This window comes from Lysinibacillus alkalisoli (genome assembly GCF_014643595.1).
In the GTDB taxonomy this organism is placed as follows: Bacteria; Bacillota; Bacilli; order Bacillales_A; family Planococcaceae; genus Metalysinibacillus; species Metalysinibacillus alkalisoli.
In genome coordinates, this window is record NZ_BMJT01000002.1 from 173,473 (window position 1) to 185,408 (window position 11,936).

Genomic DNA, 11,936 nt, shown 5'->3' on the forward strand with positions numbered 1-11,936 from the left:
GACAACGAAAGAGATAGGTGAATCGATTGAAAAAGTTAAATATCATTATTATCATCATTATGATACCCATTGCCATCATAGTTTACACTTTTTTATTCTCATTATTTCGAACGATTCAAGAGGCCATTCATACAGAGCCCACAGAAGTGATTGAAGAAGAAGTAAGTCCCTTTGATATTCCGGTACCAAGTGAATATTTACCGATTTATATGGCTGCAGGTAAAAAATATAATATTCCGTGGCCATTGTTAGCTGCCCATCATCGGATTGAAACCCGCTTCTCCACAATGGAGACATTAGTCTCACCAGCAGGTGCACAAGGGCATATGCAGTTTATGCCTTGCACATTTGTAGGGTGGAAACATCCTTCTTGTGAGGGGCTAGGTGAGGGAGATATTAGTAAAGAAGAATTAACAAGTGTAAGTGCGATTGCTCAATATGGCGGTTATGGTGTAGATGCTAACGGAGATGGCATTGCCGATCCTTACCATATTGAAGATGCCATTTATAGTGCAGCTAATTACTTATCGCGCTTTGGAGCTGCAGATGGAGAGATTGAAAGGGCCATCCATGAGTACAATAAGAGCGAAGCGTATGTGAAAGATGTCTTGCACTTTTATGAGTTGTACACGACACATAAAGACCAATTATTAGCACAAATAAAAAAGCCAGCTGCACAAGCAAAAGAAGAGTAACGCCTTGTGATTTGGGAAAAAGTAATAAAAATAGACATGTAAGGGGGAGTTTACAAGGAACACACGTAGCATTATATGGGTGATTTGTATACTTCTTGTTATAGTAGGGGTGGGTATTGTTAAACTAAGACAGCCTGTACAAAAGTCACAAGATAACCCCTCTAGTTCGTCTTATCCCACCTCACAAACTGTAACCTTTGAGGTAGAAGGTCAAACAGAGCAAATCACATTGCAAGCGGTTGAAAGTGATAGTGGTCGTCTTGTTCTTTATATAGATACAAGTCGCTATGAAGCATTGCAAAAGGATGAGATGCTTGTCATTACACCGATTACAACAATATCCGATGTGCGTCCTGTTCGTATGACAGTTACGTATGAGAATGAGCAAGCGATGGCAGTTATAAAAAAATATACTGAACAAGCAACCGTCAATTTTGATACCATTACGCCTATACAAAACGTATCCTTTAATCAGTATGAAGGTTTGGAGGTTATAGCCACAGATCGCGATACTAAACTGACAGATCATATCATTGTCATACCACGTAAAGATCATGGCAGTTATCGGATCACAATTGAATTGACAGCTCATACATCTGAAGGACATGGTGCCCGGTTATTACAAATGGCAAAAACGATAACAATAGTAAAGTGAAACCTATAAAAAAGTACCCTTGAAAATATTTTTAAGGGTACTTTTTATTACATAATTATGCGCTACGTCCACTCACAGCTTTTAAGATTAGGCTTACAATAAAGATTAATACAATAGCACCAATTAAAGCTGGGAATACGTAGAAGTCACTTACTTGCCAACCCCAATCCCCAATTAATGTACTACCTAACCAAGAACCAACAATCCCCGCAATAATATTACCAATGATACCACCTGGAATGTCCTTGCCTAAAATAAGGCCGGCTAACCAGCCAAGAATCCCACCAATAATTAAAAACCAAATGAAACTGAACATGGTCGTTCATCTCCTTTGTATAAAAAATAGTATTGCACTTGCTTAATAATCTATTGCCATTTTTACAAAGAAATAAACAACTTATGAAATATTTTTTACAAAATAGTGAAACCTAAGCTATTTTTTATATGCGCTAAGGCAAAATGATGAGCCTCTTCATTAAAGCTAGCAACACCACGTTCATGTATGACAACATCATAGCCTAGATTATAAGCATCGATACATGTATGTAAGACGCAAATATCTGTACAAACGCCCACAATATGTAGTGTTTCAATTTGTCGTTCACGTAGCTTTGTAAATAAAGGTGTACCACAAAAAGCACTGTATCTTGTTTTATCCAGTTGAATAATAACATCTTGATGTTTCATAAGCACTTCTGCTGTTGTGCCATATAAATGTCTACCTGCTGTACCACGAATATTATGTGGAGGGAATAATGCATGCTCTGGATGAAACGAATCGGCGGCTTCATGTAAGTCATTAATAATAAATATAGTATCATCCGCTTTAATAAATTTTTCCATAAGATGTGTAATATAAGGGGCTAAACGTTGTCCAGGCTCTCCACATGTTAATTTCCCATCAGATGCAACAAAATCGACAGTATAGTCAATAACTAATAATGCGTTTTTCATAGCTAACACTCCTTTCTTATTATAATGCCACATGACAAGACAGATGTCTCCTATAAAAATAATAATGCGTTTTACACGTTTTATTGTCGAAAATGTTTGAATTTTGTATGATTTGAGATTATAATAACAATACAAATCAAAAAGGGGCTGTTAATATGAATGTAGTAGAGATGAAAAAACTAGATAAATATGGTTGGATGTTTATGGCAGTACATTCTTTAGTCTTTTTGAATATTGCTATTGATATGTGGGTAGTTAAATAGGAAAGGAGTTTATACAATTGGATAGGCAAACATAAAAGGGTAGGTAGCGCATAATATACGTTATCTACTTTTTTATTATGAAGGGGTGGAATGGTATGAAATATTTTGAACAAGCCTATGAGCATATGGAACGTCCTTTTGCTTGGTTAGATTTAGATGCACTTGATGCGAACATTAATTTTATTAATCAGACTGCGACAATGCCGATACGTATTGCAACAAAATCTATACGCTCTTTACCTGTTTTACATTATATTATGGAGCGCTTAGATACATGTGTTGGTGTGATGACGTTTTCAGCTAGTGAAACGTTATATGTATTACAACATTGCGATGTCCATTGTTTAATTGGCTATCCTGTGATGGAACGCACGCAAATTCGTCAATTATTACAGTATGATAATGTCACATTTATGGTCGATCATGTTGCACAGATTATGCCATTGCGTGAGGAAGCAAGAAAAGCTAATAAAGTGGCACATGTTTGTATTGATTTGAATATGTCTACAGACTTTAAAGCGCTTTACTTTGGCACAAAACGTTCCTCGCTTCACAATATTGCAACATTAAATCACTTTTTACCATATTTACAGCATCCTCATATTATGGTGGATGGGGTAATGGGATATGAAGCCCAAATTGCGGGTGTTAGCACACATCCTATCAATCGCGTAAAGGGATGGATGATTCGTAGTTTACAAAGAAGGGCAAAGAAGGAAGTAGCCAATCAGCGACGCTTATTAGTTGCTCATTGTAAGTTTTATTTTCCACATATTCGATTTGTGAATGGTGGAGGAACAGGAAGTATCCATTACACAACAAAGCAAAAAGAAGTAACGGAGATGACCATAGGTTCTGCTTTTTATGCGCCTTCGTTGTTTGACGACTTTAACGCATTATCATTACAACCTGCTGCGGGTTTTGCCTTGCGTGTAACACGTCACCCAGAGCCTAATACAGTAGTAGCGCATGGTGGAGGCTATATTGCTTCTGGTGCAATAGCGCAAGAGAAAGCACCTGTGTTTGTTACACATGGTTATCATTTACTGTCACTTGAAGGAGCTGGAGAAGTACAAACGCCTATTCACATAGATAAGCATGCGCAACCATTACAAATTGGAGATACTGTTTATATGCGCCATGCTAAAGCAGGTGAATTATGTGAACGTTTTAACACACTACATGCTGTGAGAGGAAGAGAATATCGAGGAGAGATGTCAACATATCGGGGGGATGGTCAATGTTTTCTGTAAAAAAATTTCAAACAGGAAAATGGACGAACTGGGCACAAACTATAACTGCTCATCCAAGTGAAGTGAAACTACCTACATCAATAGAACAAGTTCAACAAATGGTAACATCAGCACGCAACATACGAGTGACAGGCGCAGCCCATTCCTTTAGCGCTGTGGCAAAACCTGAACAGACGGCATTGTCACTCCACTACTTAAGAGGATTAATTGAAGTAGATGAAGTAAGACAAGAAGCCTTATTTTATGCAGGTACGTATTTAAAAGAAGTAGGACCTGCACTTGCAGCGCACGGTTTTGCATTAAGTAATATGGGAGATATTCAAGAGCAAACATTAGCAGGTGCTATTGCTACGGGTACACATGGTACAGGGCTTACGTTAGGTTCATTTGCAGATATGGTAGTAGAATGGACTTTTGTTGACGGCTTAGGTCAGGTACATATTCATCGCCGTGGCAAGGATGAGTTATCACAAGCGTTACATGTATCGTTAGGTTTATTAGGTATTTTAGTTAAAGTGCGATTAAAAGTAGTGCCTCTTTATCACTTGCATTACATTTCAACGCGAGAACCTTTATCACAAGTTCGTCAACAACTTACGGATGACATCCACTATAATCGACATATCGAGTGGTTTTATTTTCCGGGTTGTGACATGGTGCAAGTAAAGCGTTCCAATATAGCACCACCACAAGCAATGGGGAAATGGCAACGAGATAAGGAAAAAATGAAGGTACTACTTGTTGAAAACATGGGTTTTTATGCATTATCAGAGATTTGTCGTATTCGCCCTAGTTTGTCACAAAGGGTAAGTGCTTTTTCAGCAGCTAATGTAACTACGACAGAAAAATATGGCTTAAGTTATGAAATTTTCCCAACACCAAGACTTGTGAAATTTACAGAAGTGGAGTACGCAATCCCACTTCACAATCTAGATACGTGTTTACAGGTGATTCATCAAAATTTACAAAAATCCCCGTTTGCTGTACATTTCCCTCTAGAATGCCGTGTGTCAGCAGGTGAGTCAGGTTATCTTAGCCCAACACAAGGCGAGGCCTGTGCTTATATTGCTTTTCATATGTATAAGGGCATGGATGATAGCGCATATTTCTCTTGGGTGCATCATTTGATGCAATCATTTGGTGGACGTCCACATTGGGGCAAATCGCATCATTTAACAGCCACCCTTGTTCAACAGATGTATCCAGATGTGTTTAAATTTTTACGTATAAGAGAGCAATATGATCCTAATAATGTATTTCTTACCACCTACTTGAAGCAACTTTTTTATAAAATATGATGAATTTTCAGAGAATTTTAAAAAAGGTTTAAAAAATAAGAAAAAAGCGTAATCGACTAGAAAGTGTACGACATATAGCATGAAAACGATTACAATTAATCTTATTTTTCTAAATTGTATAAACAATTCAAAAAATAGTGTTGACGAGGCGTTATATTCGTACTATGATAACAACAATTTCAATTACGCATTCGTGAAAGCGAAAGCAAAAAAGTTAAGTTGTAGGGAGTCGTTGTAAATGAGAAGTGACATGATTAAAAAGGGTATTGACCGCGCCCCTCACCGCAGCTTGTTGTATGCTACGGGTAAAGTGAAGGCAAAAGATTTAGATAAACCATTCATTGGTGTATGTAATTCTTATATTGATATTATTCCTGGTCACGTACATTTACGACAATTCGCAGATGTAGTAAAGGAAGCCATCATTGAAGCAGGCGGTATTCCGTTTGAGTTTAATACAATTGGTGTAGATGATGGTATTGCAATGGGGCATATTGGTATGCGCTATTCCCTACCAAGTCGAGAATTGATTGCAGATGCAGCAGAAACGGTAATTAACGCACATTGGTTCGATGGTGTCTTTTATATTCCGAATTGTGACAAAATTACACCGGGCATGTTAATGGCAGCCGTACGTACAAACGTACCATCTATTTTTGTTTCAGGTGGCCCAATGGAAGCCGGCGTTTCATCTACAGGTAAACAGTTATCATTAACGTCTGTATTTGAAGGTGTGGGTGCTTTAAAGTCAGGTAATATGACAGAAGAAGAGTTGTTGGATATTGAAAATAACGCTTGCCCAACCTGTGGTTCATGCTCAGGCATGTTCACAGCTAACTCCATGAACTGTCTTATGGAAATGCTGGGTGTTACTTTGCCTGGTAATGGTACAATTGTTGCTACTTCAAATGAACGTCATACACTTATTAAAGAGGCAGCAAAACAATTAGTACGCATGATTAAAGAAGATATTAAACCGCGTGACATTGTAACAAAAGCAGCAATTGACGATGCATTTGCCTTGGATATGGCAATGGGTGGTTCAACAAACACAGTATTGCATACGTTAGCGATTGCCAATGAAGCGGAAATTGATTATAACGTAAAAGATATTAACATAGTAGCAGAGCGTGTGCCGTATTTAGCAAAAATAATGCCAGCTTCAGATATTTCAATGGATGATATCGAAAAAGCAGGTGGCGTGAGCGCAATTGTTAATGAGTTAACTAAGATTGAGGGTTGCATACATCCTGATCGCATCACAGTGACAGGCAAAACAATAGGTGAAAATGTAAAAGATTATACCATTACGAATGACCGAGTCATTCGTACTAAAGATAATCCTTACAGTCCTGTAGGAGGTTTATCAATTTTATTTGGTAATATTGCTCCAGAAGGCGGTGTTATTAAAGTTGGTGCAGTTGATCCTTCCATTCAAGTGTTTAAAGGTGAGGCAATTGTGTTCGAATCACAAGAGGCAGCGCAAGAAAACATTGATAATGGTACAGTACGCGAAGGACATGTTGTAGTGATTCGCTATGAAGGACCAAAAGGAGGTCCAGGTATGCCAGAGATGCTTGCTCCAACATCAGCGATCCAAGGGCGTGGGCTCGGCACCAAAGTAGCTTTAATTACAGATGGTCGCTTTTCAGGTGCTTCTCGAGGCATTTCGATTGGGCATATTTCACCAGAAGCAGCAGAAGGTGGACCCATTGCTTTAGTTGAGGATGGCGATATCATTACAATTGATTTGCCAAAACGTACAATAGCACTTGAGGTTTCGGAGGAAGAGCTAACGAAGCGCCGCGAAAAGTTAGCCCCATTTGAACCAAAAATTAAACGTGGTTGGTTAGCGCGATATTCAAAACTTGTGACAAGTGCATCTACAGGCGGCATCATGAAAATTTAATAACGTATAAAACGATGAAAAGGTTAAAGGTTATGGACTTTTGTATTTACAGAGAGCTAGTGGTGCTGGGAGCTAGCAATACAACCATATCCGACATCCCCTTGGAGTGAGCTATTAAACGCCATTGGCAATTAGATAGCTCCGGGCATAACAGAATGCTCGTTAACAAAGAGTACAGTCATTTTGGATTGTATTCCTGAGATAGCATATAGCTATGAACAAGGGTGGTACCATGAAAAGTCTATTTTCATCCCTACGCGAAGGTCTTCTTTGCGTGTGGAGAATTTGGGCTTTTTTTTATTACATTCTAAATGAGGGAGGAACAAGGTATGACGACAAAAACGTCAATAGACGAACAAGTAGAAGAGCCAATGAAGACAGAAGAACCAAAGCAATATAAAGATGGTGCAGACCTTTTAATTAAAGCACTGCATGACCAGAACGTTGACATTATTTTTGGTTACCCTGGAGGGGCAGTATTACAAATTTATGATGCCATGTATCGCAATCCGATTCGTCATATTTTAACACGCCATGAACAAGGTGCAATACATGCAGCAGAAGGATATGCAAGAGTGTCCAATAAGCCAGGCGTTGTCATTGCTACATCTGGCCCAGGTGCTACGAACTTAGTTACAGGCATTGCAGATGCCATGATTGACTCTATCCCGCTTGTTATTTTTACTGGACAAGTAGCAACATCTGTCATTGGTACAGATGCTTTCCAAGAGGCGGACATTATGGGGATTACCACACCTATCACAAAACATAATTACCAAGTGCAAGACCCGCGTGATATTCCACGCATTGTGAAAGAAGCTTTCCATATCGCGAATACAGGTCGTAAAGGTCCTGTTGTTATTGATTTCCCTAAAAACGTTTCGATGGCATTATTCGATTTTGCAGATTTACCTGATCCAGATGAACCAATTGATTTACCAGGCTATCAGCCAACTTACAAACCAAATTATTTGCAAATTCAGAAAGCAATTAAAGCAATTAGCCAAGCTAAGAAACCTTTAGTGCTTGCAGGAGCAGGTGTATTATTTGCAGACGCTAAAGAAGAGCTCACTACATTTGTTGAACAATATCAATTACCTGTAACAACAACACTTTTAGGGCTTGGCGCTATACATGGTGAACACGCACTAAACTTAGGCATGGCAGGTATGCATGGTACAGCAACATCTAATATGGCTATAACAGATTGTGATGTATTAATTAATATCGGAGCTCGGTTTGATGACCGATTGACAGGGCGCTTAGATAGTTTTGCACCTAATGCAACGATTATTCATATTGATATTGACCCAGCAGAAATTGGGAAAAATGTGCCAACACATATTCCCATTGTTGCAGATGCTAAGTTAGCTTTACAAGCACTGCTTAAAAAGCCCTTTGACAAACCAGTAACAACAGCATGGCATGAGCAATTACAACAATTACAAGCACAATATCCACTCTGGTATGTATTACCAGAGGATAAGGAAGAGATTCTACCTCAACAAGCCTTACAAGCTGTGCATCAAATTACAGAAGGTGAAGCCATTGTAACAACAGATGTTGGACAACATCAAATGTGGGCAGCTCAATACTATGCATTAAATCATGATCATAGTTGGGTAACATCTGGCGGTTTAGGCACAATGGGCTTTGGTTTCCCAGCAGCAATCGGCGCTCAATTTGCAGAACCAGATCGCAAAGTAATTGCGGTATGTGGTGACGCAGGTTTCCAAATGACGGCGCAAGAGTTAGCTTTATTAAAAGAATTTAATTTACCTGTAAAGATTGTGATTTTAAACAATAGTTGTTTAGGTATGGTGCGCCAGTGGCAACAATCCTTTTATGAAGAGCGTTATTCACACTCCTTGATGCCTGTACAGCCTGATTTTGTCAAGTTAGCGGATGCTTATGGCATTAAAGGGGTACGTATTGAAAAGTTAAGTGACCTTGATGCCATGATGAAAGAAGCTTTATTATCAGACGAACCTGTATTGATTGACTGTCGTGTAAAGCAAATTGAGAATGTAACACCAATGGTTGCTGCAGGTACAGGTTTACATGAAATGATTGGAGTGAAGCCAGAATGAAACGTGTTATTACACTCACAGTATTAAATCAAAGCGGCGTATTAAATCGGATTACAGGTATGTTAATGAAGCGTCAATTCAATATTGAAAGCATTACGGTTGGTCATACCGAACAACCTACAATTTCAAAGATGACGTTTATCGTTAACATTGATGATGAGCGTAAAATTGAGCAATTAATCAAACAGTTGTCTAAGCAAATTGATGTGTTAAAAGTACAAGATATTACAGACAGTTCCATTGTTTTACGTGAATTAGCACTCGTCAAGGTAATCTCACCACCCAATCTACGTTTAGAAATGAATAGTATTGTAGAGCCTTTCCGTGCTCAAATTGTGGATACATCTAAAAACATGGTGACCTATCAAGTGACAGGAACACCTGAAAAAATTGACGCTTTCATTGAGTTAATCCGCTCATATGGCATTAAAGAACTAACGCGTACGGGTGTCACAGCATCTGTACGTGAGACGCAATTTACAGCACCACAATTATCGATCTTAAAATAATAGCAACGGCAATTAGCCTTCGCATATAAACATACTCTAGGAGGAAATTAATTATGACTACAATGTATTATGAACAAAATATCAACGGAGATATTTTAAAAGGTAAAAAAATCGCAATTATTGGATATGGTTCTCAAGGGCATGCTCATGCACTTAACTTAAAAGATTCAGGTTATGATGTAGTGGTAGGTGTACGACCAGGTGGTTCATTTGACGCTGCTAAGGCAGATGGTGTGGATGTAAAAACAGTAGCAGAAGCAGCAAAAGAAGCAGATGTTATTCAAATCTTACTGCCAGATGAGCGTCAAAAAGCCGTATATGAAAATGAAATCGCACCAAATCTAGAAGCAGGTAATGCATTGATGTTTGCACATGGTTTCAATATTCATTTTGGTCAAATTACACCACCAGCAGATGTAGATGTATTTTTAGTAGCACCTAAAGGACCAGGCCATTTAGTACGCCGTCAATTTGAACAAGGTGCGGGTGTACCAGGATTATTTGCTATCCATCAAGATGCAACAGGCCAAGCTAAAGATATTGCATTAGCATATGGTAAGGGCATTGGTTCAGCACGTGGTGGTTTATTAGAAACTACATTTAAAGAAGAAACAGAGACGGACTTATTTGGTGAACAAGCGGTATTATGTGGTGGAGCAACAGCATTAGTACAAGCAGGTTTCGAAACATTAGTAGAGGCAGGCTACCAACCAGAATTAGCTTATTTTGAAACATTACATGAGTTAAAATTAATCGTTGACTTAATGTTTGAAGGCGGTCTTGAAACGATGCGCTATTCGATCTCTGATACAGCAGAGTGGGGTGACTATGTAGCTGGTCCACGTGTAGTAGATGCAGATACAAAATCACGCATGAAAGATATTTTAACAGATATTCAGTCTGGTAAGTTTGCACGTGAATGGATTGAAGAAAATGAGAATGGCCGTCCAAACTATACGAAATTCAAAGAAGATGGTAAAAATCATCAGATTGAAGAAGTGGGACGCAAACTACGTGCCATGATGCCATTTATTAACGAAAATAAAAAAGAAGTGGTACGCGAAACAAGTGCAACCGCACAAAACTAAATTAAATTCATCTGTATGAAGTGTATAGCCACTTCATACAGCTTTTAACTAATCAATTTTTGTATTTTTCACACAATTGAAGATTACTATAGGAATAGAGGTGTCGTTATGGAAAAGAAAATTACTGTACTACCAGGTGATGGTATTGGACCCGAAGTTATTGCTTCAGCTGTAGAGGTTTTACAAGTCGTTGGCAAACGTTTTAATCATACTTTTCATTTAGCGTATGGTGCGATTGGTGGCGCAGCGATTGATCAATACAATAATCCACTGCCAGATGAAACTATTTCATTATGTGAACAAAGTGATGCTGTATTATTAGGTGCAGTAGGAGGCCCTAAGTGGGACCAAAACACACCAGAACTACGACCAGAAAAAGGACTTCTACGTATTCGTAAACATTTTGATTTATTTGCGAACCTACGTCCTGTAATGGCAATCCCGAGTTTATTAGGTGCTTCCCCATTAAAAAAAGAAGTAGCAGAGAACGTAGATTTAATGATTGTACGTGAGTTAACAGGTGGCGTTTACTTTGGTGAACCACGTATGCGCACAGATGATGGTGCAATTGATACAACGGTTTATTCACGCAAAGAAGTTGAACGAATTGTAGAAAATGCCTTTCATCTAGCGCGTTTACGTAAAGGTAGACTATGCTCAGTAGATAAGGCAAATGTTTTAGAGACAAGCCGTTTATGGCGAGAAGTGGTAGAGGAAATGAAAAAGCGCTTCCCTGATGTACAAGTCGAACATCATTTAGTAGATTCTGTAGCGATGAAACTGATTACAAATCCAAGTCATTTTGATGTAGTGGTAACAGAAAATATGTTTGGCGATATTTTAAGTGACGAGGCATCTGTTATTACCGGTTCGTTAGGTGTATTACCATCTGCTTCTATTCGCGGCGATAACTTTGGCTTATATGAGCCTGTGCATGGTTCAGCACCAGAAATTGCTGGTCAAGGTGTGGCTAATCCGGCAGCTACTATTCTATCGGTAGCGATGTTATTAAAATATTCATTTGGATTAAAAGAAGAGGCAGCAGAGATTGAGCGAGCGGTTAATGCAGTATTTGAAGATGGTTATTTTACGGCTGACTTAGCAAGAGATGGAGACCGTGTATTAACTACATCAGAATGGACAAATAAAGTCATTAATGAAATTGATACGAGCTTTGTATCTGAAAGCATTATGACTTCATACATTTAAAGAAGTGGGTGAC

11 protein-coding genes are annotated in these 11,936 nt (G+C 38.6%); 9 read left to right on the forward strand and 2 right to left on the reverse strand.

Annotated features, from left to right (window positions below; all coding sequences use genetic code 11):
• Positions 1–59: 59 nt before the first annotated feature.
• The gene (locus tag IEW44_RS03275) at positions 60–695 is read left to right on the forward strand and encodes a lytic transglycosylase domain-containing protein (protein WP_188613814.1); all 636 of its coding nucleotides are present in this window, start codon (positions 60–62) and stop codon (positions 693–695) included.
• Positions 696–804: 109 nt separating this feature from the next.
• Positions 805–1,350 (forward strand): hypothetical protein, encoded by a 546-nt coding sequence (locus tag IEW44_RS03280; RefSeq protein WP_188613595.1) that lies wholly within the window; start codon positions 805–807, stop codon positions 1,348–1,350.
• A 55-nt stretch (positions 1,351–1,405) separates the two neighbouring features.
• Here IEW44_RS03280 and IEW44_RS03285 read toward each other — a convergent pair whose 3' ends face one another.
• Both IEW44_RS03285 and IEW44_RS03290 read right to left on the reverse strand, forming a co-directional pair.
• Positions 1,406–1,666 carry a GlsB/YeaQ/YmgE family stress response membrane protein gene (locus IEW44_RS03285; RefSeq protein WP_188613596.1) on the reverse strand — a complete coding sequence of 87 codons (261 nt, stop codon included), beginning with the start codon at positions 1,664–1,666 and terminating at the stop codon, positions 1,406–1,408.
• Between the two features lie 95 nt (positions 1,667–1,761).
• Complete coding sequence (locus IEW44_RS03290) at positions 1,762–2,304, reverse strand: cysteine hydrolase family protein (RefSeq protein WP_188613597.1); 543 nt, start codon at positions 2,302–2,304, stop codon at positions 1,762–1,764.
• Positions 2,305–2,662: 358 nt separating this feature from the next.
• Between IEW44_RS03290 and IEW44_RS03295 the strand changes: the two genes are divergently transcribed.
• The 7 genes from IEW44_RS03295 to leuB all read left to right on the forward strand — a co-directional run bounded on the left by IEW44_RS03295 (position 2,663) and on the right by leuB (position 11,923).
• On the forward strand, positions 2,663–3,820 hold the full coding sequence (locus tag IEW44_RS03295; RefSeq protein ID WP_188613598.1) for an alanine racemase: 1,158 nt from the start codon (positions 2,663–2,665) through the stop codon (positions 3,818–3,820).
• Positions 3,808–5,118 (forward strand): D-arabinono-1,4-lactone oxidase, encoded by a 1,311-nt coding sequence (locus IEW44_RS03300; protein ID WP_188613599.1) that lies wholly within the window; start codon positions 3,808–3,810, stop codon positions 5,116–5,118. Before IEW44_RS03295 ends, IEW44_RS03300 begins: the two co-directional genes overlap by 13 nt.
• Before the next feature lie 238 nt (positions 5,119–5,356).
• Positions 5,357–7,027: a dihydroxy-acid dehydratase gene (gene ilvD, locus IEW44_RS03305; protein WP_188613600.1), complete on the forward strand. Its 1,671-nt coding sequence runs from the start codon at positions 5,357–5,359 to the stop codon at positions 7,025–7,027.
• A gap of 329 nt (positions 7,028–7,356) precedes the next feature.
• The gene (gene ilvB, locus IEW44_RS03310) at positions 7,357–9,117 is read left to right on the forward strand and encodes a biosynthetic-type acetolactate synthase large subunit (protein WP_188613601.1); all 1,761 of its coding nucleotides are present in this window, start codon (positions 7,357–7,359) and stop codon (positions 9,115–9,117) included.
• The gene (gene ilvN / locus IEW44_RS03315; protein ID WP_188613602.1) at positions 9,114–9,626 is read left to right on the forward strand and encodes an acetolactate synthase small subunit; all 513 of its coding nucleotides are present in this window, start codon (positions 9,114–9,116) and stop codon (positions 9,624–9,626) included. The genes ilvB and ilvN overlap by 4 nt, the downstream gene beginning before the upstream one ends.
• Positions 9,627–9,679: 53 nt before the next feature.
• A complete protein-coding gene (ilvC, locus tag IEW44_RS03320; RefSeq protein ID WP_188613603.1) occupies positions 9,680–10,714 on the forward strand; it encodes a ketol-acid reductoisomerase in 1,035 nt (344 codons plus the stop codon).
• A 108-nt stretch (positions 10,715–10,822) separates the two neighbouring features.
• Positions 10,823–11,923 carry a 3-isopropylmalate dehydrogenase gene (leuB, locus tag IEW44_RS03325; protein ID WP_188613604.1) on the forward strand — a complete coding sequence of 367 codons (1,101 nt, stop codon included), beginning with the start codon at positions 10,823–10,825 and terminating at the stop codon, positions 11,921–11,923.
• The last annotated feature ends 13 nt before the right edge of the window (positions 11,924–11,936 follow it).